23 protein-coding genes are annotated in these 24,243 nt (G+C 43.1%); 11 read left to right on the forward strand and 12 right to left on the reverse strand.

Features of this window, described 5'->3' with window-relative positions; translation table 11 throughout:
- Positions 1 to 173: 173 nt before the first annotated feature.
- The 3 genes from H6F42_RS15415 to H6F42_RS15425 all read left to right on the forward strand — a co-directional run bounded on the left by H6F42_RS15415 (position 174) and on the right by H6F42_RS15425 (position 2,855).
- Positions 174 to 983 carry a nucleotidyltransferase gene (locus H6F42_RS15415; RefSeq protein ID WP_190400263.1) on the forward strand — a complete coding sequence of 270 codons (810 nt, stop codon included), beginning with the start codon at positions 174 to 176 and terminating at the stop codon, positions 981 to 983.
- A 173-nt stretch (positions 984 to 1,156) separates the two neighbouring features.
- Positions 1,157 to 1,822, forward strand: a complete 666-nt coding sequence (locus tag H6F42_RS15420) for a DUF4433 domain-containing protein (protein WP_190400264.1) — start codon at positions 1,157 to 1,159, stop codon at positions 1,820 to 1,822.
- 4 nt (positions 1,823 to 1,826) lie between these two features.
- On the forward strand, positions 1,827 to 2,855 hold the full coding sequence (locus H6F42_RS15425) for a macro domain-containing protein (protein ID WP_190400265.1): 1,029 nt from the start codon (positions 1,827 to 1,829) through the stop codon (positions 2,853 to 2,855).
- Between the two features lie 276 nt (positions 2,856 to 3,131).
- On the opposite strand, the gene gap is transcribed toward H6F42_RS15425, so the two are convergent.
- On the reverse strand, positions 3,132 to 4,157 hold the full coding sequence (gene gap, locus H6F42_RS15430; protein WP_190400266.1) for a type I glyceraldehyde-3-phosphate dehydrogenase: 1,026 nt from the start codon (positions 4,155 to 4,157) through the stop codon (positions 3,132 to 3,134).
- 408 nt (positions 4,158 to 4,565) lie between these two features.
- Between gap and H6F42_RS15435 the strand changes: the two genes are divergently transcribed.
- Entirely contained in the window at positions 4,566 to 5,531 is a 966-nt protein-coding gene (locus H6F42_RS15435) for an acetyl-CoA carboxylase carboxyltransferase subunit alpha (RefSeq protein WP_190400267.1), read from the forward strand.
- 31 nt (positions 5,532 to 5,562) lie between these two features.
- Here the strand turns inward: H6F42_RS15435 and H6F42_RS15440 are convergent, their stop codons facing one another.
- Together H6F42_RS15440 and H6F42_RS15445 are read right to left on the reverse strand one after the other, a co-directional pair.
- Entirely contained in the window at positions 5,563 to 6,522 is a 960-nt protein-coding gene (locus tag H6F42_RS15440; RefSeq protein WP_347272317.1) for an FTR1 family protein, read from the reverse strand.
- Between the two features lie 27 nt (positions 6,523 to 6,549).
- Positions 6,550 to 7,116: a Uma2 family endonuclease gene (locus H6F42_RS15445; protein WP_190400268.1), complete on the reverse strand. Its 567-nt coding sequence runs from the start codon at positions 7,114 to 7,116 to the stop codon at positions 6,550 to 6,552.
- Positions 7,117 to 7,336: 220 nt separating this feature from the next.
- Between H6F42_RS15445 and H6F42_RS15450 the strand changes: the two genes are divergently transcribed.
- From H6F42_RS15450 to H6F42_RS15460, 3 genes are all read left to right on the forward strand, one after another.
- Entirely contained in the window at positions 7,337 to 8,053 is a 717-nt protein-coding gene (locus H6F42_RS15450) for a 2-phosphosulfolactate phosphatase family protein (RefSeq protein ID WP_190400269.1), read from the forward strand.
- Between the two features lie 125 nt (positions 8,054 to 8,178).
- A complete protein-coding gene (locus tag H6F42_RS15455; protein ID WP_190400270.1) occupies positions 8,179 to 9,057 on the forward strand; it encodes a Dam family site-specific DNA-(adenine-N6)-methyltransferase in 879 nt (292 codons plus the stop codon).
- Positions 9,054 to 9,473: a PD-(D/E)XK nuclease superfamily protein gene (locus tag H6F42_RS15460; protein WP_190400271.1), complete on the forward strand. Its 420-nt coding sequence runs from the start codon at positions 9,054 to 9,056 to the stop codon at positions 9,471 to 9,473. Before H6F42_RS15455 ends, H6F42_RS15460 begins: the two co-directional genes overlap by 4 nt.
- A 5-nt stretch (positions 9,474 to 9,478) precedes the next feature.
- Here the strand turns inward: H6F42_RS15460 and grpE are convergent, their stop codons facing one another.
- From grpE to H6F42_RS15475, 3 genes are all read right to left on the reverse strand, one after another.
- Positions 9,479 to 10,117: a nucleotide exchange factor GrpE gene (gene grpE / locus H6F42_RS15465; RefSeq protein ID WP_190400272.1), complete on the reverse strand. Its 639-nt coding sequence runs from the start codon at positions 10,115 to 10,117 to the stop codon at positions 9,479 to 9,481.
- Between the two features lie 436 nt (positions 10,118 to 10,553).
- Positions 10,554 to 11,780 (reverse strand): S-layer homology domain-containing protein, encoded by a 1,227-nt coding sequence (locus H6F42_RS15470; protein WP_190400273.1) that lies wholly within the window; start codon positions 11,778 to 11,780, stop codon positions 10,554 to 10,556.
- A 300-nt stretch (positions 11,781 to 12,080) separates the two neighbouring features.
- Positions 12,081 to 13,928: a protein kinase gene (locus tag H6F42_RS15475; protein WP_190400274.1), complete on the reverse strand. Its 1,848-nt coding sequence runs from the start codon at positions 13,926 to 13,928 to the stop codon at positions 12,081 to 12,083.
- 280 nt (positions 13,929 to 14,208) lie between these two features.
- Here H6F42_RS15475 and H6F42_RS15480 point away from each other — a divergent pair, with 280 nt between their 5' ends.
- Together H6F42_RS15480 and smpB are read left to right on the forward strand one after the other, a co-directional pair.
- Entirely contained in the window at positions 14,209 to 14,559 is a 351-nt protein-coding gene (locus tag H6F42_RS15480; protein WP_190400275.1) for a hypothetical protein, read from the forward strand.
- A 19-nt stretch (positions 14,560 to 14,578) separates the two neighbouring features.
- Positions 14,579 to 15,037, forward strand: coding sequence for an SsrA-binding protein SmpB (smpB, locus tag H6F42_RS15485; RefSeq protein WP_190400276.1), 459 nt, complete (start codon positions 14,579 to 14,581; stop codon positions 15,035 to 15,037).
- 25 nt (positions 15,038 to 15,062) lie between these two features.
- On the opposite strand, the gene H6F42_RS15490 is transcribed toward smpB, so the two are convergent.
- From H6F42_RS15490 to H6F42_RS15505, 4 genes are all read right to left on the reverse strand, one after another.
- Positions 15,063 to 16,856 carry an ABC transporter transmembrane domain-containing protein gene (locus H6F42_RS15490; RefSeq protein ID WP_190400277.1) on the reverse strand — a complete coding sequence of 598 codons (1,794 nt, stop codon included), beginning with the start codon at positions 16,854 to 16,856 and terminating at the stop codon, positions 15,063 to 15,065.
- Positions 16,856 to 16,972, reverse strand: a complete 117-nt coding sequence (locus H6F42_RS15495; protein ID WP_071590106.1) for a photosystem II reaction center protein I — start codon at positions 16,970 to 16,972, stop codon at positions 16,856 to 16,858. Before H6F42_RS15495 ends, H6F42_RS15490 begins: the two co-directional genes overlap by 1 nt.
- 257 nt (positions 16,973 to 17,229) lie before the next feature.
- On the reverse strand, positions 17,230 to 17,898 hold the full coding sequence (locus tag H6F42_RS15500) for a GAF domain-containing protein (protein WP_190400278.1): 669 nt from the start codon (positions 17,896 to 17,898) through the stop codon (positions 17,230 to 17,232).
- A 371-nt stretch (positions 17,899 to 18,269) separates the two neighbouring features.
- Entirely contained in the window at positions 18,270 to 19,745 is a 1,476-nt protein-coding gene (locus H6F42_RS15505) for an ammonium transporter (RefSeq protein WP_190400279.1), read from the reverse strand.
- A gap of 751 nt (positions 19,746 to 20,496) precedes the next feature.
- Between H6F42_RS15505 and H6F42_RS15510 the strand changes: the two genes are divergently transcribed.
- Complete coding sequence (locus tag H6F42_RS15510; RefSeq protein ID WP_190400280.1) at positions 20,497 to 21,276, forward strand: MBL fold metallo-hydrolase; 780 nt, start codon at positions 20,497 to 20,499, stop codon at positions 21,274 to 21,276.
- A gap of 256 nt (positions 21,277 to 21,532) precedes the next feature.
- On the opposite strand, the gene H6F42_RS15515 is transcribed toward H6F42_RS15510, so the two are convergent.
- On the reverse strand, positions 21,533 to 22,297 hold the full coding sequence (locus H6F42_RS15515; RefSeq protein ID WP_190400281.1) for a DUF561 domain-containing protein: 765 nt from the start codon (positions 22,295 to 22,297) through the stop codon (positions 21,533 to 21,535).
- Positions 22,298 to 22,562: 265 nt separating this feature from the next.
- Positions 22,563 to 23,129 carry a hypothetical protein gene (locus H6F42_RS15520; protein WP_190400282.1) on the reverse strand — a complete coding sequence of 189 codons (567 nt, stop codon included), beginning with the start codon at positions 23,127 to 23,129 and terminating at the stop codon, positions 22,563 to 22,565.
- 505 nt (positions 23,130 to 23,634) lie between these two features.
- Here H6F42_RS15520 and rpsD point away from each other — a divergent pair.
- Entirely contained in the window at positions 23,635 to 24,243 is a 609-nt protein-coding gene (gene rpsD, locus H6F42_RS15525; protein WP_190400283.1) for a 30S ribosomal protein S4, read from the forward strand.

Below are 24,243 nucleotides of genomic sequence, written 5' to 3' on the forward strand. Positions count from 1 at the left end.
GCGCTCAATCGCATGATTCAACTCGCTAAACCTCTTTCCTATCCTGTTACTCGTTAATTATCTATCCTAATATCCTCTTTCTTTTGCCTTCTTTTGTTTCATGCAACAAAGCCCAAGAAAGCTATAAGTAATATCTTTCTAAGTTGTCAATCTTAATTTACTAAAAATTAATTATGTCTGTTTTGTCTCATTTGCAGAATCTTGCAAGTCGCCTCAACATTGCTGAAATTGAGTCCGACAAAATTGATCGTTCTATCAATACACTTTATAACCGATTAGGAAGTTATTTCGTCAATGGAGACCTTAAAGGGAGGTTTCGGTTTGGTTCTTCAGTTCGCAAAACAATGCTACCAAGAAATGCAGACAATAATTCTGATATTGACTACATGATAGTATTTGAGAATGCGAAGAGTTATAAGCCGCAAGCTTTCATATCTCGCTTGAAAAAATTTGCAGAAATATACTATTCAAGATCTGAAATTTATCAGTCTTTCCCAACAGTTGTACTAGTTTTGGGACATATTAAATTTGATCTAGTGCCAAGTTATCGTAGCCCGTATTGGGGGAATCTGTACATCCCTGCACCGCGAACTTACTATACCGACTGGATGGAAACTGATCCTCTATCATTTAATATAAGGATTGATGAAGCTAATAAAAGAGAAGACTTTTTACTTAAGCCTATGATTAGATTACTAAAATATTGGAATGCTAATAATGGATACATTTATAATTCATACGATCTTGAACAGAAAATAGCAAGTATGAGTTTCTCTAATTGTGCCAATCTCAAAGACTATCTATTCTTGGCAATATACAATCTTAATGCGTTGGACTTGTCTGGCTTATCTGAATATAAGCGTCAAAGAGTTTATATAGCAAAGCAAATTGTTATTGCAATTCGTCAATATGAAATGCTCAACTGTCCTATTATGGCTGTGAAGTCAAAAAACTACTTCCAGAATTACGATAACATATGTTAAAAAATCTATCGCAATGTACAAGTATAACTTGTGGAAAGCGCAAACAATCTACTTAAAGGAATGCGAGTGATTGTTACCTTACTGCTATGCAGACACTCCAAATAACCGTAGATTTATCTCTACCTTTTGAAGCGATCATCGAAATGATGCGATATAAGGATATGTATAATTAAATGGCATCAGTTCCTCCCAGTCCCAAGATTTATCACATTACCCATATCGACAACCTGCCAAATATTGCAGCCAATATGGGATTGGTTTCAGATGCAACCCGCATAGCAAGAGATCTTTCTTGTTCATTAGTGGACATTCCCACTAATGAACAAGAAAGAAGACTCAAAGAGATAGAAGTCCCATGTCATCCAAAAACAATGGTTGGACAGTATGTACCTTTTTATTTCTGCCCACGTTCAATAATGCTTTATATGCTGCACATGGGAAACCATCCAGATATTAGCTATAAAGGCGGTCAGCAACCGATAGTTCATCTGCAAGCCGACTTCCATAAAGTCATTAATTGGGCAAACTCAAACGGCGTAAGTTGGGCTTTTAGTAATGGTAATGCAGGCTCTCGCTTGACTAACTTTTACAATCATCCCTCTAAACTTAACGAGATTGACTGGGGCGCTGTTTCTTCTTCAGATTTTCGGGACGCTAAAATCAAGGAAGGCAAACAAGCAGAGTTTTTGATGTTTAATGTCTTTCCGTGGACATTGATCGAAAAAATTGGGATAATCAATAGTACGATGGCAACAAAGGTTAAGACGACTTTAGCAAATGTCGTACACAAACCAGTTATAGCCGTAGAACCTAATTGGTACTTTGATAGCAGACGCTAAACCCATGATTGAGCTAACTCAAGGCGACATCCTTAAAGCTGACGCTGAAGCGTTGGTTAACACCGTCAATTGTGTTGGCGTTATGGGTCGTGGTATTGCACTACAATTCCGAAAAGCTTTTCCAGAAAATTTCAAAGTTTATGAAGCCGCTTGCAAAGCTAACGAAGTGCAAGCTGGCAAAATGTTTGTATATGACCTTAATCGTTTATATGCTCCTCGCTTCATCATCAACTTTCCCACTAAGCGACACTGGAAAGGCAAAAGCCACATTGAAGATATTAAGGCTGGGCTGAAAGATTTAATAAATGTGATACAGCAACATCAGATTCACTCGATCGCAATTCCTCCATTAGGCTGTGGTTTAGGTGGACTGAACTGGGAAGATGTGCGCCCCCTAATTATTGAAGCTTTTCAGTCCCTACCAGAAGTATCTGTTTTGCTATTTGAGCCTATAGGTGCGCCTCAAGCTAAGTCAATGGTCAAAGAGAGTAAAGTTCCCAATATGACTGTGGGACGGGCTGCTTTATTGGGACTAATGCGCCGCTACTTATCTGCCGTTATGGATCCTAGCGTTACCCTGTTAGAAGTGCATAAGCTCATGTACTTTATGCAGGAAGCTGGCGAATCGCTGCGGTTAAATTACCAAAAGGCTCCCTATGGACCTTATGCTGAAAATTTACGCCATGTTCTCAGTTATATTGAAGGGCATTTTATTAGTGGCTACGGCGACGCTGAAGATCGCCCAGACAAGCCACTAGAGTTAATGCCTAATGCTTTTGAGCAAGCTGAAACCTTTCTTGCAGAGCATGAGTCCACAAGGCTCAGGTTTGATCGTGTTGCAGATTTGATTAAAGGATTTGAAACAACTTTTGGAATGGAGTTACTATCAACGGTGCATTGGGTTGCCACACGAGAGGAAGCGACAACAGCAGAATTAGCTGTCACCAAGATTTATGATTGGAATACTAGAAAACGTATGTTTGAATCCCGTCATATTCATGTAGCGTGGGAACGATTACATGAGGCTGGTTAGCTACCAGAATTCAATACTTTAAATGGGTGATATTTTGATTTATTTGGCGAGCGATCCTACTAGGGCAGTTAAATCAATTAACCGTAAAACAAGACTCCAATAATCTCTTCTAATCACAAATTAAGATGGTGATCGCATAGCGTATATTTTTGCTCAGTAGTCTGTGTCATAGGTTTAGAGGGGCTATTTTCTTCTTTGCTCACCATTACAACTCATCCTTACTTAACTCTACGGAAAGCAGAAAGTTAGTTGCGTCGCAACTAACTTTCTGCTTTCTTAGAGAATTCCTTCCTTTTGAGCCATGGAGATCATCAAATCAACCACACGACAGGAATAACCCCACTCATTGTCGTACCAAGATACGACTTTAAAGAAGTTGGAATTTAACTCAATACCAGCACCCGCATCAAAAATACTAGAGCGCGAATCACCCTTGAAATCCATTGATACGACTTCCTCTTCGGTATAACCCAAAATATCTTTGAGCGCTCCTTCGGAAGCAGCTTTCATCGCCGCACAGATTTCTTTGTAACTAGTAGATTTTTCGGTTTTAAAGGTCAAATCTACCACTGACACATCGGGAGTCGGCACACGAAAAGCCATACCTGTTAGCTTTCCCTTGAGTTCTGGCAAGACAAGCGCCACAGCCTTTGCTGCTCCTGTAGAAGAGGGAATAATATTTTGGCTCGCACCACGTCCACCGCGCCAATCCTTTTTGCTAGGCCCATCCACCGTGGGCTGAGTCGCAGTCATCGCGTGAACTGTGGTCATTAAACCTTCAGCAATCCCAAAGTTATCATTGAGAACCTTGGCGATCGGCGCTAAGCAATTAGTGGTACAGCTTGCGTTAGAGACAATCACATCGGTATCAGGATTGAATTTTTGGTGATTTACTCCCACTAATAAAGTAGGAACCTTTTCAGGCTCTTTAGTGGGCGCAGAAATAATCACCCTCTTTGCGCCAGCGTGAACATGGGCGATCGCCCCTGCATAGTCGGTAAATAAGCCAGTGGATTCCACCACATAGTCTACTTTTAGCTCTGCCCAAGGTAATTCCGAGGGATTGCGAATGGCTGTGCAGGGAACAAATTTGCCATCAATCTCCAGCCCGTCAGCTTTTGCCGCGATCGCACCGTCATAGAGTCCATGGGTAGAGTCATGCTTGAGAAGATAGGCGAGATTATCGGGAGGAACAAGATCATTGATGCCGACAACTTCAATTTCAGGATGCTTAGCAGCAACGCGAACCACTAAGCGTCCAATTCTGCCAAATCCATTAATACCAATTCTGAGCTTAGCCATATTGTGCTTATTTAGCGTATCTATATTGCTTCGCGCTTATGCTAACCTAAGTTATAGGCTCAAAAAGCTGCAAAACCTTGATATGTCAGGGATTGAGCATAAAATCTACAGTAAGTTTTAAACTTTAAACCCACTTCTATTCATAAAAATATGCTAGGAATCAAAACTTTTGGCGCACACTTCGCGTGCGCCAAAAGTTTTAAGAGAGCCTTTCGTTGCTCTAAGTGTTGCGAACCAACACTTAGAAAAAATTTCTTGATTTGGATTTAAGCCTAAAGCGCAGTAGAAAGTCAAAAGCAAAAGGTGGGGCAAAGCCCCACCTTTTGCTTTTGATGGCTAACACTAGTCCTTTGTCTGCTAATCTAAAATTTGGTATCCCTTATACATCCTTTTATACATAAATGCTCTATGTCCGATCGCCAAATCCTGCTTGACTTTGAAAAGCCTATCGTTGAACTAGAAAATCGTATCTCCCAAATTCGCGATCTCGCGAACGAAAATGACGTGGATATGGTTGATCAGATTATCCTTTTGGAACAACGGGCTGAGCTTTTGCGGCGCGAGATTTTTTCGGGCTTAGGGGCAATGCAACGAATGCAAATTGCAAGGCATCCGCGCCGTCCTAGCACCCTTGACTATGTGCAGGCGATTACCGATGAGTGGATGGAGTTACATGGCGATCGCCGAGGCTATGATGATCCTGCCCTTGTTGGCGGTTTAGCGCGAATTAGCGATCGCCCTGTCGTGATTTTAGGGCATCAAAAGGGGCGGGATACGAAGGACAATATGACCCGTAACTTCGGGATGGCTTCTCCGGGGGGCTACCGCAAGGCCGCGAGATTAATGGATCATGCCAATCGTTTTAATTTGCCAATTATTACCCTAATTGATACCCCGGGGGCATATCCGGGGGTATCAGCCGAGGAGCAAGGACAAGGGGAGGCGATCGCCGCAAATTTAAGGCAAATGTTTGGCTTGAGTGTGCCAATTATTTGTACCGTGATTGGTGAAGGCGGATCGGGCGGAGCTTTGGGGATCGGCATCGGCGATCACATCATGATGTTTGAAAATTCAGTTTATACGGTTGCTACTCCCGAAGCTTGCGCGGCAATTCTCTGGCGCGACTCGGCAAAGGCAGGTAAAGCTGCCGAAGCTCTGAAGATCACGGCTCCAGACCTCAAACGACTAGGAATTGTGGACTATGTAATCGAAGAACCCCTCGGTGGGGCGCATCGATTGCCCTTAAAAGCAGCCGAAAATCTCAAGGCGGCTCTAGTCCAAAATCTTGACCGATTAAGTAAGCTAGCCCCTGCGGAACTACAGGAACTGCGCTATCAAAAGTTCCGCAAGATGGGCGTATTTCTCGAAGGATAATCAGAAAAAATGGCGTAGCCATTTTTTCTGATTATGCGGAAACATGCTTTTCCTTGAGACTTTGGAAATAAAGCAATCCTGCTGAAATTAAAAAAGTGAAGTAAGCGATCGCTTGTCCTAGAAATAGGCGATCGCGAAATCCAAACATCGCTTTGAGCAGAATTGCGGGAAATTGATTGTCTGGAAAAATATCATGCACATCCCACACCAAGTTACCAAGTAAACAGGAATGGAACTCGGTGGTTGCGGGAAAACAAATAGAAATTTGTGATAGCTCCGCATAGGCAGCGATCGCTTTATCCAGATGCCCCATCGAACTAATGACTAACCCTGCAACAATGAGTAGCAAAAATATTCCCATTGCTTGAAAGAACACCTTAAGGTTAATCCGAATCCCAAATTGAAAGAGAGCAATCCCAATCGCTACAGCACTCACTAAACCAGCGATCGCGCCCACAATTGGCACAATTCCCGTTTGCAATTTTGCGGAGATAAAAATCACGACTTCAAAGCCTTCGCGTAATACGGCGATCAAAATCAACACAAATACCGCCCAACCTGCATTTTCATTAGCGATCGCCTTACCAATTTGTCCTTCGATTTCTCCCTTAAGCGCCTTAGCATTTTCGGTCATCCAAACCAGCATCCAACTGAGCATGGCGATCGCCGTAATTCCTAAAGCCCCTTGCCACAACTGACCATAAAAAGCCGCTTGCATTGGTTCTGTATTCTCCACCCGTTGAAAGAACCAATTTAATAAAATCCCCACCGCCACACTCGCTAATAGACCAGTGCCAATGCCGCCAAACACCCAAGGATTAAGCACACTGCGATCGGCTTTTTTGAGATATGCCATCACAATTCCCACGACAAGAGCCGCTTCGACTCCCTCCCGTAGGGTAATCGCAAAAATTGGTAAAGCACTACTAAAATCCATATCTAAGTTTTCTCTATAAATATTTAAACCAAGGGAATCAAATTCTTTCTGCATAGCAGAGTCACAAAGAATTTGATTTTTTTAAAATAAGATACCGCGATAAATCTCAGATATTGCTAACTCAATATTTAGAGAATTCAGAGAAATCGAATTCTCTAAACTATCAAAATCACTAAATATCCAACCCTCTGATTGCTTACTATAAAGTTCTACAAAAGGTTTATTTTGTCTAACTAATAGATATTCACAAAAGCTAGGAATAGAACGATACATTCTAAATTTATTAGTACGATCATGTTCTTCAGTGGATGGCGAAAGAACTTCCACAATTAAGATGGGATTAAGAACTTCATCTTGGCGATCGCCATTGAGTTGAATAAATCCATCAAAAACCATTGCATCAGGATATACCCCACGACTATATTCAGGAATCCAAAGCCGTAGATCACTATTTATTGGCTCAAGCTTTGTATTGCGGAGTAGAAATTTAAGAGAAGAAAAAATATTGCCACAAATACGGCTATGGTTAAGCGTTCCGCCTGTCATGGTGATAATTTCTCCATCATGGTATTCACATTTTTCAGTCGAGGTTTCAGCGATCGCTCGATATTCTTCGAGACTGTAGCGGCGCTCAGTGGTGGCAATCATGGGGTTGTACTCTCAATTTCAAGATGACATTCAAGACAACATCTCTATTGTATACTTCCTTCCCCGTCGAGAATGGCAGCGCGAAGCGCTGCCATTCTCGACGAGACGTAGGCTTAATGAATAACAAGAGGCTTAAGCCTCTTGTTATTCATTAAGCCTTGCAAAACATGCGTTCATAGAGTTTAATTTATAGAAGATAGCTCAACCATTAGATCTGCCAATGAAAATCTTTGTTTATCACACACCTGAATTAGTGCCTGAAACTGGAAATCCTGACTGCGCGATCGCTGTGGACATTTTGCGGGCTACTACGACCATTGCCACGGCTTTGGCGGCGGGAGCCGAAGGAATCCAAGTATTTTCCGATCTTGATGAGTTGATGCGTGTCAGTGAGGCACATCCGCCAGAGTTACGGATTAGAGTTGGGGAACGTGGTGGTAAAACTGTCGAGGGTTGTGATCTGGGGAATTCGCCCTTTGACTTTACGCCTGATGTGGTGAAGGGTAAGCGGATTTTTATGAGTACGACTAATGGCACGCGATCACTCCAAAAAATCCAAAATGCGAAGAGTGTATTGGCTTGCGCGATGATTAATTTGGGATCAGTATTGAGCTACCTTCGCGAAACTCAGCCTGAGACGGTATGGATTGTTGGTTCTGGCTGGGAAGGGAGCTATTCTCTCGAAGATACGACCTGTGCGGGGGCGATCGTCGCTAATCTGGAAAATGAGGCTGATTATGGCAATGATGAGGCTGTTGCTGCCGCAACTCTCTACAAGTCTTGGAAAGATGAGGTTGAGGAGCTATTTTATCAAGCAAGTCATGGTAAGCGCCTCTTAAATCTTAATGGGGCTGAAGATATTGCCTACTGTGCGAAGATTGATGTGGTTAAGGTATTACCCAAACAATCCAGTGCGGGCTTACTAGTAGCTGCTTAACATTTAACTGTGAATTAAAAAGCAAACCCAGTAAGGATTTTCAAAACACAAAATGGCTAAGGCATTTTGTGTTTTGGTATCAATGGCAGTAGATTGGATAAGCCTTAGAATTTTTTCTTGCTGTCATGCCATCGATCCTATGCTCCCCTCCGCTAAATCCCTTGGCAAAACAAGTGGTAAATATTTCTGAATCTTTAACTAAGCTAGAGCGTCTTACTCCTCCTCTGAAATGGGCGGGTGGCAAGCGTTGGCTAGTGCCATATTTACAAAAACCTTGGCAAGTTTATAGTAACTATCGTTTAGTAGAGCCTTTTTGTGGTGGGTTAGCGATCGCGTTAGGCTTACAGCCAGAAAAAGCATTGCTCAATGATATTAATCCCCATGTGGTGAACTTCTATCAATGTCTCCAAAAGGGATTGAAGTTAGATATAAAAGTTCAAAATGAGCGAGAGTTTTACTATGCTCAACGACTAGAATTTAATCGGCTAATTCAACTAGGTAAGGCAGACACACCTAAAGCTGCCCAGTTATTTTATTATCTCAATCGTACGGGCTATAATGGTTTGTGTCGCTTCAACCGTAACGGGGGCTTTAATGTTCCTTTTGGCAGACATAGAACTATTAATTACACTAAAGATTTCTCGCCTTATAAATCAGCATTTGCAGAATGGAAGTTTACCAATTTAGATTTTGCCAAGATTCCACTTACTTCCAATGACTTGATCTATGCCGATCCACCTTACGATGTTGAGTTTCGTCAATATGCCAAAAATGGTTTTGAATGGTCAGAACAAGAACGTTTAGCCCATTGGTTAGCTCAACAAAATAATCCTGCGATCGCCTCTAATCAGGCAACTACTCGAATTCTGGAACTCTATCAAGATTTAGGATTTCAAATTCATATTCTCAATGCCCCTCGTCGGATTAGCTGCAATGGCGATCGCGTCCCTGCTAAGGAAATGCTTGCTTATAGAGGATTTGAGAAGGGGCTAGAACTATCATGAGTCTTCGGAATACGGAAACTGGTGCAGTTTTAGAACAGATGGTAGTACATTCTCTAATCTATGGGGGATATCTCTATCAATCACAGCAATATATTGGTAGTCGTCCAGGAGGAGGCAAGCACAAGATTGATGTCATTGCTAATCGTGGCGATCGTAATGTTCTGATATCTCTCAAGTGGCAACAGGTCGGCGGAACCGCCGAACAGAAAGTCCCCTTTGAGGTAATCTGTTTGATGGATGCCATGGAACAAAATCCCAATTATCAAAAAGCCTACTTAGTACTTGGTGGAGAAGGCTGGACATTACGAGACTTTTACATTTCAGGGGACTTGCAACAATATCTACCCTACGGCGATCGCGTAGAGATAGTTACCCTTGAGAGATTTATCATGAAGGCAAATACAGGCAAGCTGTAAGATTCTTATCCCGTATATTTCTCGACTCTGGCTCTATATAACAACTTTTCGCCTTGCATATAGCCCACATAGCGCACGATCGCAATGTCACCCTCCGCCATATTATCCATTCCTTCCATTAACTGATGCCGTTGCGGATCGTAGGCAACTTCTGCACCAACGGAACCAATCATTGTAATCCCCCATTTCTCCAACAGCGCATCTAGCGGACGTAGCAAAGGCAAAATATTTTTGGCAGGCATATTGAGATTATTCTGTGCGGCATGGGCTGCCGATGGTAACTGCAATAGCAAAGATTCCAATTGCTGAATCGTTTCCCTTTCAAACTGCGATCGCAATTCTTGGCTTTGAAGTTCTAACTGTCGCTGTAATCTTTGATATTCTTCCCTAAGAGTAAGAACGGGGGATAAGGGAACCTCTGAATCGCTCGGCTCAATAATACATAGAGAAATCAAATCCATACTCTCAATTTCCAATACTTCCGCAACTTTTGCCAAATCTGTATATCGTAGATTTGCTGCATTGCCTTTCCGAAGGGTATCGATCGCCCTTCGGGATACGCCCGTGCGATCGCTTAGGGATTGAAAGCTAGGAATACCAACTGCTTGCATTTTTTGACGTAATATCTCGGTGCGATCGCTCATAGGTTTCAGTTATCGTGATTTATCTGTAAAGTTTTTCTATTAAAATCAAACCCATCAAGGGTTTTAAAAGCTTGTCTAGCTTCATAATCTAGGAGCTAGATAAACTTAAAAATCCCTGCTCAGCAGGGATTTTTAAGTTTATCTAGCTCCCACATGGAGAGTTTTGCAATTTAATAAAGAATCCGATTTTTGATGGTGCGGCTTCGCCGCACCCTCAAAAATCGACTCTTTAGAGCGTGTTTGAGAAGTTTTTTACCCCCTCTAACTCCCCCTTTCAAGGGGGAGAATTCAGGTTTCCCCCCTTTGAAAGGGGGGATTAAGGGGGGTAAAAGCAGAAATTTATGCTAGATAGGAGACTTCTCAAACACGCTCTTATTAAATTGCAGTGAAGCTCTAAAGGATAGGTGGCGCTTTGCGTCACTCATCCTCAATTGGATTAAAGCAATAAATCGGAATTCAAAGTTACTGCAAGGTCAGTATTAGGATTGACCGAAGACAATGTGACACTATCTCTTCCTAAAAACAGACCAATTAGAGTGCTGATACCAGCACCACCTAAGATTTCCTCAGTAGCGAGGGCGCGATCGCCTGTGACCGCAGCAATGGCGGCGGCAGCAGCAGCACCAAGAGCAGCATTCTGGACGATTTTGCCAACACTTAAGCCTTTATCAACTTTCTCGGTAGTAGTCACTACTCTGGAAGTACCATTGATTGCAATTCTTCGACCATTGGCAAATACTAACTCATTAGCGAAGAACTGAGAACCACCAGATACTGTTCGCAATTCTCCAACCACCTGAGTTCCCGAAGGAATTAAAATCATCCCTTGAGAATTGGAAATATTCTGAGCCACGCTCAAGGACAAAGGAACCTTTTCGTCGGGACCAAGCAGGATTTTCTCCTTAGAATATTGAACCGCGATCGTATTGCCTGCGGGAATACGCACTTGATTTTGGACGGGCGGTGTTACGGACTGTCCAACGATGTAGGGAGAGGCGATCGCTGTTACTTGCCCAGAACTAGCTAGTGCTTGGTAAATAAAAGCAGCTACCTCGGCTCTAGTAGCGGTTTGGTTGGGATTTAAAAACACGGTACTCGGGTAATTAACCACCATCCGATTTTCCGTTGCGGCCGCTACGCTATTTCGGGCATAGTTAGGAATGCTCGCTGAATCGGAATAAGCCTGTAAGATCGTTTCAGGTGCTTGGCTAGGGGCGTAATTGAGTCCATTCGCCAAGGAAACCAGAATTTGCACACGGGGAATATTTTGAGTAGGTTCAAACACATTTCCGGGATAGCCAGACATAAATCCAATGGTGTAGGATTTCTGAATCGCATTAGCCGCCCAATAATTTGAAGCAACGTCAACAAAGTTTACCCCCCCACGAACTGGTGCTTTATTGATTGCTTTGCTAAGCATGGCTGCAAATTGCGCCCTAGTGACGGGATCGTTTGGACGAAATCCTCCATCAGGAAATCCTTTGATAATATCTCTTGCGGCTAGCTCTTGAATAAAAGGCTGCGCCCAGTAGTTTGTGGGTACGTCATTAAATGAGGTCTGAGCAAATACAGAAGCAGTGCTAATGAAGGGAAGCGCAGAGCTACTGACAAAGCTAACGGCGACAAGTAAGGCGGTACTAGAAAATCTAGTTTGATGTGTCATTTTGAGTGTTTCTCCTATATACATTCATGCATATTTCATGAACGACTGTATATCGAAGCGAAAAGTTCCTAGAACTTGAGAGAATATTCCTCAATTAAATTTTCTAATTGGGCATAAATCCTGCTTATTTAAATCCTAAATCAAACAAATCAAACATAAATAGTCATAGTTCATACTTTTACCTCTGAAATCAATCAAATAAGTCAAACAAATCAAGCATTTAGACTTTTTAAATCCCCAGAGAAGAAGGGCAGCCCTTCTCCTCTGGACTACTGTGTGCACGGTAGCTCCTCGGGTGGGCTATGTGCCAACCTTAGTCAAATTGGCAACTTTCCATTTTCCATTTTCAAAACGTAGCGTACAAATATAGCGATCCTTAGAAGCCTGAGACTGAGAGCGATCAATTTTGCCATTGACATAGAGAGTGGGACTTTCGGAAATTTCTACGGTCACACTAGCTTGATTGTCTTGAATCCCAAAGGAACCTGCACGCACCACACTATATTCGCCGAAGCGATAAAACGCATTATTGCTCTGCAACCAATCCATCGATCCTTTGCGCTTTTCGTAGGCTTCCCCCGTCGTTAGCTCTCCTAGCAATTGGCGATCGAAGGGTGGCGCAAATAATTGATTTTTGCTTGCCACCAAATTATTAACGATCGCCACTGCCTCAGACTCAGATAAAGGCGCGATCGGGGATGTTGTTTTTGCGGGAGATGTGGGGGTTGATGTTGGACTAGATAGAGGTGTAGGGCTAGCAGATCCCGTTTCGGAAGGAGATGGGCTGCTAGACGCGGAAGCTACAGCTTTCGGCTCCGCAATTGCTGAAGATTTGGGTGAAGATTTTGGTGCAGGGGATTGGCTGTCATTGGCGATAGGTTGAATCGAGGGGTTGCGGGTTGCCATAACCGCACCGATCGCGATCGCTGTGGCAAATGCGCCAACCCATACCGCAATCCATAAGCCTTTATTACTAGCATTATTACTGCCATTGCTATACCCTTGAGCATTGCTAGGATCGGTCGAGGCTTGCACAGTTCGCTGGGGGAGATTTTCGTAATTAGCTGGTTCACGAGTTACGGCAACGGTCGGCTGTGGCTGGGAAATAGGAGTGGGAAGCGGTGAGACTAGGGGCTGGGGTTGAACAAATTTAGGGGTTGAGACTTGCGTGGGTGGAATTGGCGTGGAATTGCCTCTAGGCAAAACTTCTGTACCTAAATCTCTGCTTAGATCGGAAGAATTACTACTATTTGTACTAACAATCGTGGACTGCAAACCATTTACTAAAGGTTCGTTCTGGGTATTAGGCAATGAATTAGGCAAAGATGGTTTACCTAAATTGGCTAGAACTTGGCGAACTTCGGACGCGGTTTCATAGCGATCCTTGTAGTGGTAGCGAGTCATTTTGGTTAACACATCCACCAAGCCAGAACGGTTCGGCACAAGATGTTGCCAAATTAATTCCCCTGTTTGATAGTCTTCTTGCAATTCGCGAGGTTGCAAACCCGTCAGCGCTTGAAGGCAAATTACGCCGATCGCATAGAGATCGCTACTAGGTCGAGGCTTGCCTTGAGCTTGCTCACTTGGCATATAGCCCACAGTGCCGATCGCTACGGTGGCTTGAGTTTGCGCCTCCTGTAAAATTTGATTTTGAATCTGCTTAATCGCCCCAAAATCAATCAGCACCAATTTTCCATCGGCTTTGCGGCGAATAATATTATCGGGCTTAAGATCACGGTGAATAACCCCGTGACTATGGATATATTCCAGAATGCTTAAGAGGTCATCTAATATTTGAATTACTTGATTTTCTGGGAGGCGATAACCACGTACTAACTCCAGTTCTAGCGATCGCCCCTCGATAAATTCTTCAACCAAATAAAATTCGCCCGCCTGATCGAAATAGGCAAGTAAGCGAGGAAGGCGATCGTGATTGCCCAACTGCGCCAGAATTTGCGCCTCACTCGTAAATAACCGACTAGCTATTTTCAGATATTCGCGATCGCTACTTGCGGGTTTAAGATGCTTAACCACACAAAGGGGTTCGTTAGGAATGCGCGTGTCATGAGCTAAATAGGTATGCCCAAAACCGCCTTCTCCTAGCTTGTTCGCAATGCGATAGCGTCCATCAAGTAATTGACCAATCATGCTTGCCTACTCCAACTTTGCAATAAATATAGCAAACCCCAGAGAGTGGCGGCACAAGCGCCGCTACTCTCTGGCGAAAGAGTAAAGATAAATGGCGGCGCGAAGCGCCGCCATTTATCTTTTTAAGACTGACGATAGCGATAAAGGCTTACTAAACAAGCCTTTATCGAAATTATTTGGGTTTGAGACAGCCCAAATCACAGGATAAGGACTCGTTGGTTTATGATGGTTAAGCTGTGGACTAGTAATCTACTAGCCGTTCCAGTTGTTTTGATGATTTATGGCTAGATACACTCAACATTTCGTAGTTGAAATCGCTCCCGAAAACCTGCACCCAACGATTATCAAAACGTTGGAGTCTTGTAGCTTGGTAATTACCTATGAAACTGATGACTATGTGATTGCTCAAGAAATAGAGACTAATGCGTCATTTGCCAAAATGGTTACGGTAGAGGTCTTGATCCATCGTTCTGAGATTGAGGGCAATCAGGCAAAATTGACTAGCGTTACCAAAAATGCCGAACTGCCACTTCGGATTAATAATTACTGTCATGGAATCTCTGATCGTGTTTCTAAAGCATTCTGTGACAGTCCAGAATGGAAGCTATTAGAAGTTACATCAGGATATTAGACAGTATTAATGGGAATAAATGGCAAATTACTATCGTGTACTCGCCGAAAATCGGCAAGCTAGATTTAATTACGAAATTCTCGAAACCCACGAAGCGGGAATCGAGCTACTTGGCACGGAAGTTAAATCGATCAAGGGGGGTAAGGCTAATTTACGGGATGCCTATGGCATTGTGCGGAAGGGGCAGATCATGCTGCTGAATATGTATATTTCACCGCACCATACCACTAGTGCCTACTTTAATCATGAGCCAACTCGCACCCGTCGTCTCTTGTTGCATAAGGACGAAATCCGCAAGTTGATCGTCGCCGTGCAGCAAAAGGGCTTAACCTTAGTGCCGCTTAAGGTTTATCAAAAGGATGGCTGGATTAAGGTGGACTTAGCATTAGTCCGCCAGAAAAAGCTCCACGATAAACGTGATGACATGAAAAAGCGGGACGATAAACGCGATATCGAACGAGTCATGAAAAATCATTAAAAAAGCGGCGCATTGCGCCGCTTTTTTAATGGGTTGCCATCATTTCTAGTTGATAGAGGCTAGCGTATAAGCCTTGGTGGGCAATGAGCTGCTCATGATTGCCTGATTCTACGACCTCGCCTTGCTTTAACACCAAAATGCGATCAACATTGCGAATGGTCGATAAACGGTGAGCGATGATGATCGTGGTGCGATCGCGTAGTAAGCGATCTAGAGCCTGTTGGATTAAAAACTCGGTGCTGACATCGAGGCTAGCAGTCGCCTCATCCAGAATTAACACACGCGGATCGCGAATCGCGGCTCTAGCAAAAGCGAGTAATTGCTTTTGTCCACCCGATAGATTTGTCCCCCGTTCGCGCACTTGCGTAGCATAGGCTTGGGGTAGCTCTTGGATAAAGCGATCGACATTCATTAACTCGGCAGCTTCAATTACCTGCTCGATCGCATAGTCTTCACCGAGCGTAATATTTTCCTTAATATCGCCCGAAAACAGGAATGCATCCTGCAAAATCACCCCCACATAGCGCCGTAACTCAGCTTGAGTAATTTCGCGAATGTCAATGCCATCAATTAAAATTCGACCCTTAGTTGGTTCATACAGGCGGGAGATTAATCGAATAATTGAACTTTTGCCTGCACCAGTAGGGCCTACAAGCGCGATTTTTTCACCAGCTTTGAGGGTGAAGTTAATATCCTTAAGCACGTACTCATCGGGCTTATAGCCAAACCACACATGATCAAAGCAAATTTCGCCATTCCCATCAAGGGGCAAGGATTTAGGATATTCAGGATCGCGGATGTCGATGGGTTCTTGCAAAATGGCATTGATCCGTTCAACTGCCGTAAATCCTGCTTGAATGGTGGTGAATTTTTCAGCTAGTTGGCGAATAGGGTCAAAAAGTCTTTGGGAGAAAAGTACAAAAGCCGATAGTTCGCCAAAGGTGAGATTGTTCTGGACAATTTTGCCCCCGCCTAGCCAGAGAACCCCAGCGATCGCCACCAGTGCAATCCATTCCAGTGTCGCTGACACTGCCGAATCATGGAAAACTGTGCGATTGACTTCATCTACATATTGCTCATTAACCTTGAGATGTTGCTCCGAGTTAAACTTTTCGCGGCGAAATAGCTGAACGATATTTGCGCCGATAATATTTTCTTGCAAGATCGAATTTAGTTCGGAGAGACGTTCGCGAGCCTTGAAATTCGCCTTGCGATATTCGTACTGAAAATAAACAATTAAAGCGGTGACGGGTAAAACCATGGCGACTAATAGCAAAGCTAAGTCCCACCGCAACAAAAACATAAATATAGCGATCGTGGCGATCGCCGCAAAATCGCTCAGCACACCCACAGCGCCCGTAGCAAAAACATCGCCTAACGCCTCAACATCACTAGTTAAGCGGGTAATCAGCTTACCAACGGGGGTACGATCAAAAAAGCTGGTTGATAGAGAGGTGACATGGCGAAATAAATCTTGGCGAATATCTGCCGTAATTTTTTGACCAACCTCCTGCACCAAGTAGCCCTGCCATGACTGAAACGCTAGTCGTATGGCAATAGTTAGCAATAGGACTAAGCAAATCCACCTTAAACCAAGCAAATCGCCGCCTTTAATTGGTCCATCGATCGCTTGCTGCACCAAAATTGGTTGCACAGCACTGGCGATCGATAGAGGCACAAGTAAAAGCAGCGATATCAGAAGTTTTTTAGAGTTTTGCTTTGCGTAAGGCAATAAACTCAACAGCAATCGCCAATCATTACTCTTGAGACGATTTACAGATTGAGCGTTAGCAGAGCTAGCTTTGGAGGTGTTAAACACTATTCGAGGTCTCTGTTACCGGGGTTACGCGATGGATCGCTGTTAAGGAAGCCAAATACAAACAAACTGATGAAAAATATGACAGTGATGTAGACCACTATTTTTAAAGTGAGCATAAATAAATAATCTCCGTATAAATATCTAAGAATTTATCCTATGTTCAATCTTATAGGAAAAGATGGGAATTCCTTATACTTCCTTAAGATTGAGTATTTAAGATTGAGTATAAATACTCAATCTTAAAAAAATGAGTGGCGATATTTCGCACTAATACTCATTTTTTGGATCTGAGTTTTGTGCTAAGTAACTGACGTGATTATAGAACCAGAACCTATGGCGCACAGTGTACGCCATAGGTTCTGGTTTTTTACATTTAAACAGGAATAACTTGCCCTAAAAGTTTCGATCGCTCGATATATAAGGAAATTTGACAGGCGATCGCCAGTAATAATTTTTCTTCAAAATCTGAATAGCCAAGGGTCATTTCTTGAACATTTTGCTTTGTAAGTGAAATATCTTGAACTTTACGATTTATTAACTGAAAAACCCCAATTGTCTGTTTTTGAAAATCAAATAGCGGCACTGCCAAAACCGATCGAGTGTGATACTCAATATCGTAATCAAAAGTTTTGTGATGGCGATATCGCGCATCGTCAGGCAAATCATGGGCATCGGAAAGGTTAAGCGTTTCGCCCGTCAGCGCCACATAGCCGACGATACTGTCTTGATTGAGGGGGACGGCAAAATTTACTAAAGAGCGATCGGGTTGAGAGTCATTTTGCGATACTTCAAAGCAAACGGTATGAATGGGAGTTGATCGATCGATCAGATAAATACTTCCCGCATCACTATTAGTCATAGTGCGGGTGCATGTTAAAGCTAATTCTAAGAAACTTCTTAAATCACTTTGTTCAGACAGCGATAGAGACAAAAATAGTAAATTGTCCAACAAACTTTTGTGTTTTTGTAGCTGCTCTGTTAGATGCGAATTGGAGGGGGAGAGATTTTCAGATGTTTCTGGTTGCCAGCCTAAATGCGTCATGGATGTAGCCAATATCTTGGTAATGTCTTACTCAACCCAATTGCCTTAAAACTAAGAGGAGTTTATATACAAATTTAAATAAAGGCTTACAAAATGGGGAAACGAAAGCTTCGCTATTTTTACAGTTTTTGCCGCTACTTAAAGTTTGAAACTTTTGCTTAGTTTTAAAATCATGATTCTATGCGAATAATACTAGCAAAATCCTAGTAAAGCACAAAAATCTAGCTGTTGCCATAGCCGAGTCGGCTATGGCAACAGCTAGATTTTTATAAAATCAAAAAATGAGGTTTGCTACTTTTTGTTAATCAAAGAATAAGGGCGGCGCTTAGCGCCGCCCTTATTCTTTGATTAACAATAGCTAGAAATTAAAGTTAAACAGTACTCATAACTTCGTCTTCATCTTCATCCTCTTCTTCGTCATACTGCAAGTCGTCGATAGGATAAACATCTGGCCAAGCAGACGCGCCATGCTCGTACACATCAATACCAATGCGATCAGCTTCAGGATTTACTCGCAGTAAACCTAAAGCATTAATTGTGCCAAACATTAAAAATGAGAACACAACCACAAACATCACGATCGCTGCTTCACCCCCAATCTGTACTCCCAGTAAGTCAAATCCTCCCCCCAAGAATAAACCCGCTTTTTGATTAATGGTTAAAGCTGGATGCCCAAATAATCCCACAGCAATGATTCCTAACATCCCGCAAGCACCATGAACGGCAAATGCTCCTACAGGATCATCAATTTCAAACCACTCAATTACATCTACTACCACCAATACAAGCACACCTGCCACTAAACCAATTAGGGCGGCGGCCCAAGGCATCACATAGGCACAACCTGCGGTGATACCGACTAAGCCTGCTAAAGAACCATTGAGTCCGCAAAACAAGTGCCACTGGCGAATACGAAAGTAAATATATAAAAGTGCTGATAGCGCTCCTGTAGCCGCCCCGATCGTTGTGTTCACCGCAATTAAGCCCACCAGCCCTGTATTACTCAGGCTTAATGTCGAACCACAGTTAAACCCATACCAACCAAACCACAAAATCATGGTGCCAATTGTGGCATAGCCAAGGTTATGAGCTGGTGGAATTTGTCCCCACACACGGTTGGGTCTTGGACCCAGTAAATATGCCCCAACTAGCGAAGCCCATCCCCCTACCGAATGCACCACCGCATCCCCTGCAAAATCATGGAAACCAAGCTTATTAAGCCATCCACCACTATTCCAAACCCAATGGACAACTAGGGGATACATCACTGCGCCCATGATAAAGGCATAAATTAAATCGCCGCGAAAGTCTGTACGTTCCGCCATGGCTCCCGTGGTGATCGTACTCGCAGTAGCCGAAAAGGCAAATTGGAAAAAGAAGAGGGTAAACATACTAACTGGTGCAGTAGAGCCAGCCGCGCCAATCGTATATTCGATCGCCCCATTATTTAAACTAAGGGCATTATTTAAAAAGAATCCATCGACCCCGTAAAATCCATTGCTAGTTGAGCCAAAGGCGATCGCAAAACCTGTTGCCCACCAAGCTAAAAGCGTAATTCCTGCATCAACAAAGTTTTCAGCCAAGGTATTAACCACCCCTGTCTGCCTGACCAACCCCGCCTCAAGCATGGCAAAGCCACATTGCATAAAAAACACTAAAAAGCCTGTGATCAGCACCCAACTCGTATCAATCGATAAGCGCAGTTCACCTGTGGTTTTAGCTAAGGAATCGAGAGTAGGTTGCTCGATCGCGTGGGCGATCGTGGGCGTAAATGCTGCAAATATCGCTGCCCCGATCGCGATCGCGCAAAACCGCGCTAAATGATTCTTTTTTTTTGTTTTTGTCATTGCCATGATGATATCTATAACACCGTGATGGAGATTATTGAGTGTTTAACAGTTAATGTTTTTTATCACTTTGCAACCACTTAAAACTTAAATTTTTACGATAAAAATCATTTCATAATTATTATCATCAAGAATTAATGTTCAATTAGGCAAAGCGATTCTGTATATAGCTTTACGCCTCTAAAAACTAGTAATCTTTAGAAAAAGCTCTGCGAGTTACAGAGTCTTATAGAATATAAAATTACTAGAAACTCAAAAATAAAATCTAGTAGCAAATTGACGTAAACATAGCCCTAATTTCTTATACGTTTAAGGATGACCGACAAAAGTGTCGATTAGTACAGTATTCAAGCCTAGGATTTAAAAAAGGGGTTGCGAAATAAGCCTTGTTTTAAGTCTCGACTATCACTCTATAGCTGTAACTACTGAAATGTTTACGGTGTGATGCTATCAAGAGGGAAGTATGTGATCACTGTCACAGGAGTAGTGGTTAAAGATCGCCATCTTAGGGTGAGTCTAGTCACTGCCAAACTACTCAAAAAGGAAGATACTTTGATCACTAGCGACGTATCTACATAATTTCACCCGCAAGAATGCCTCCTGCGGGTTTTTTCATGGTATAAAAGCCCTATGACGCACGCTGCGCGTGCGTCATAGGGCTTTTAATTGGGTTTGAGCGCAAAGCGCTGTAGTTGATAAGAAATAATTCGTTACAATATTGGAAGGGTTTGTCACTACGGTAAGGAATTGTATGTATTTAACATGGCTAGACAGTAATTCATGGTTAATCGAGATGGGTGGCAAACGGATTCTGCTTGATCCTTGGCTTGTGGGGTCGCTTATGTTTGGCAATGCTGATTGGCTCTTTAAAGCTGAGCGCCTCACCCCTAGAGACATTCCTAGCAATATTGATTTGATTTTACTGTCGCAGGGATTGCCCGACCATGCCCATTTACCAACCCTGCAACAACTCGATCGCCAAATTCCTGTAGTTGCTTCACCTAGTGCCGCCAAATTAGTTAAGGAGCTAGGCTACACCCAAATTACCGCCCTTGCTCATGGGGAAGCTTTTACGATTCCGCATCTTTTAGAAATTAAAGCCGTTCTCGGTTCGCCCACTGGCCCAACGACTATTGAAAATGGATATCTTTTAAAGGATTTAGTGGAAGGAACTTCTATTTACTATGAACCTCATGGCTATCATGCGCCGACGCTTGCCGAATTTGCGCCGATTGATGTAGTCATTACGCCCACTATTGATTTGAAATTACCTCTCATTGGTACGGTAATTAAAGGTCAGCAGGGAGCCGTAAAGGTAGCTGAGCTACTTAAGCCCAAGGTAATTGTGCCAACCTCAGCAGGTGGTGACTTGACCTATAGCGGATTTTTGCTTAATTTCCTCAAGGCTGAAGGAACAGGTGACTCTCTGCGATCGCTACTTGCTGCTCAAAACCTAGAGACGCAAGTAATGGAAGTAAAACCTTGGGAAAGAGTAGAAATAAATTTTCAGCTCGCGCAAGCTTCTTCATAAAAGTGTTGTTACATTTTTATGAATTGAAAATCCTTCTCATTAGATATAGCCATAGTCATTTGTATTAGGACAAATCAAAACCCCAATATTGTGAGGAGGCGCTTTGCGCCTCCTCACAATATTGGGGTTTTATGTCTCGATCTAGCCATTCTTATTAAGACACAAACCCAGAAGACGAGTGGCGGCACGAAGCGCCGCCACTCGTCTTCTGGGTTTTGATTTGTCCTAATGGCAAGTGACCACAGCTATAAATTAGTTAAACAACTGCTTGATGAGCAACATTGCTATTGATTGATTCTCCCATTGATTCTCTGAGAGCGCGAACAGTAGCAATCATAGAAACTACATCGTTCAATTGATTCACAGCCGAACCAACACCAACACCCGCAGCACCAGATGCGATCGCCATCGGAGCTGTGATATTGCTCAAGCCAGAAGCGCAAAGTACAGGAATAGAAACAGCACGGCTAATGGCATGGGCAGCCGCAAGGGTAGGAGATGCCTTTTCGATCGCTCCAAGTACACCTGCATGGGTGGGAGCCGAGCTTGTGCCACCTTCGGTTTGGATGATATCTGCTCCGATCGCTTCGAGCTTTTCCGCAAGACTAACTTGCTCATCGAGGGGCAAAGTATGAGGAACAGTTACGGAAATGGCTGTGTGAGGCAACAAGGCTCTAGTTTCTGCGGTCAAAGCAATAATTTCATCGGCAGTAAATACACGACCTTGAGCATAGAAGCTATCGTAGTTACCGATTTCCACGAGATCAGCACCACTCGCTACAGCTTCTACTAATTTGCTAGCTTCAACGGCGGAGACACATACAGGCAAAGAGCAATTAGCCTTCGCGATCGCAATTAGCTTAGCATCAGCCGCAATATCCACAAACGTAGCGCCGCCGCGATCGGCAGCTTGCACGACCATTTTCACAGAATCAGGATTGAAGTTGTGCAGACCGCTAATAATCTTAAGGGCGTTGCGGCGGCTGAAAGCAGTTGCTAAAGCAATAGGTAAACGGGACATAAGCTTGGTCATCCTAATAGACTTAATATTTAGAGCGTGTTTGAGAAGTTTTTTACCCCCTCTAACTCCCCCTTGAAAGGGGGAGGATTCAAGTTTCCCCCCTTTCAAAGGGGGGATTAAGGGGGGTAAAAGCAGAAATTTATGCTAGATAGGAGACTTCTCAAACACGCTCTTAGATGTACGAATACTTTAACGCGATTTTGTGTAAAACCAAAACCGAGCAAATTTTTGAAAGCTTGACAAAGCCAAGCTTTCAAAAATTTGCTCAGGCTTCAGTGGTAATTCCAAAAAAATGTCGCTGAATTATGAAGCCAAAAGTAGCGTCGCCTAAAGGAATCTGACCGTTAAGGACATATTCATGCTTCCGCCAAAGGCTTTGCAATTCCTGCTCTTTGACCTCAATCTCGTCAGCAGGTAATCGGTTTAAATGGCGATCGTAGCTCAGCAAGTCCCTAGTGCGATTTAAATTATCCGAGGAAAAGACTGAAGTAATTTCCCAATCTTCTAATTCTCCTTCCACACATACCCACGTAGATTGACACCCATCGGACAGCCAAGTCAATTTACGCAAAACCTCGCCATCTAAGGAATGCTCATAGTCCAATTGATCGTTACTAGTATCGATCGCTATAAAAATAACTTCACCAAAAATCTCGGATAGCTCTTGGGTCAAATATTCCTCTCCCTCAAAAGCACCGTCTACTAAACTATCGCCAAAATCACAGACAATCCAATCCGAATTAGGAATTCTCTCAAATTGAGAAAACTTTTCTTTCAATTTGATGGGAGGCTGTTGGGTTTTCAGAAAGTAAGCGTTAAAAAATATACTCATAGCATGAAGCCTTAATCCAAGCAGTTATTTGGAGAGAGTAAAAGTGTAAATACGTTTACTCTCTCCAATAACTTTTTGAATATCGAAAGGCAAGTAAACAAAATAAATTTTACAATTCATGAAAATTTAATTAGGACTTACGCCAAGCTAGCGAATTTATTGGGTTTGGGGTAGATGTGTCGCGGGCAAAGCCCGCGACACATCTACCTGATCGTAAGTCCCTATTAATGCTAAATCTCTAAGTAGCGAAGCGTAATTAAAAAACACAACCAAAAGCTGTGAAGCACGCTTAGCGTGCGCCACAGCTTTTAGGGCTTGCATCTAGCTACCTAGAAGTGGTCAAGTTTATTAATCCGTAAAACCCTCGAAGAGAAAGGCGGCTCATCGCGCCGCCTTTCTCTTCGGGGAGTTTATTCAAAAACTTCATTGCTTGGTCAATATTTTTGTCAAAATTGTCCTATACTAGGTAGGCTGTCAAGTTTTCAACAGTAACAAGGAAGGAGCTATGTCCCGTTATAGAGGTCCGCGCCTCAGAATCGTCAGAAGACTAGGAGAACTACCTGGTCTCAGCCGCAAACAACCCAAGCACGCATATCCACCTGGACAACATGGACAAGACCGCAAAAAGCGTTCTGAGTATGCTGTTCGTCTCGAAGAAAAGCAAAAACTACGTTTTAACTACGGTTTAACCGAAACTCAACTATTGCGCTATGTACGTCGCGCTAGAAGAGTTAAGGGTTCTACAGGGCTAGTATTGCTACAACTGCTAGAAATGCGTCTAGACAATACCGTTTTCAGACTCGGACTAGCGCCAACCATTCCTGCGGCACGTCAATTGGTAAATCACGGGCATGTCACTATTAATGGCAAGAGCGTAACTATTCCTAGCTACGGTGTAAAGCCTGGTGAAGTAATTAGCATCAAAGATAACGAAAAGTCTCGTAAGATCGTCGAGCGTAACCTCGAATTTCCCGGCTTGTCGAATATTCCTAGCCATTTAGAGTTTGATAAAGCAAAACTAATTGGCAAAGTCAATGGCATTGTCGAACGCGAATGGGTGGCATTGCAAGTGAACGAACTGCTGGTTATTGAGTACTACTCACGCCAAGCTTAA

Source organism: Pseudanabaena sp. FACHB-1998, from assembly GCF_014696355.1.
Classification (GTDB): domain Bacteria; phylum Cyanobacteriota; class Cyanobacteriia; order Pseudanabaenales; family Pseudanabaenaceae; genus Pseudanabaena.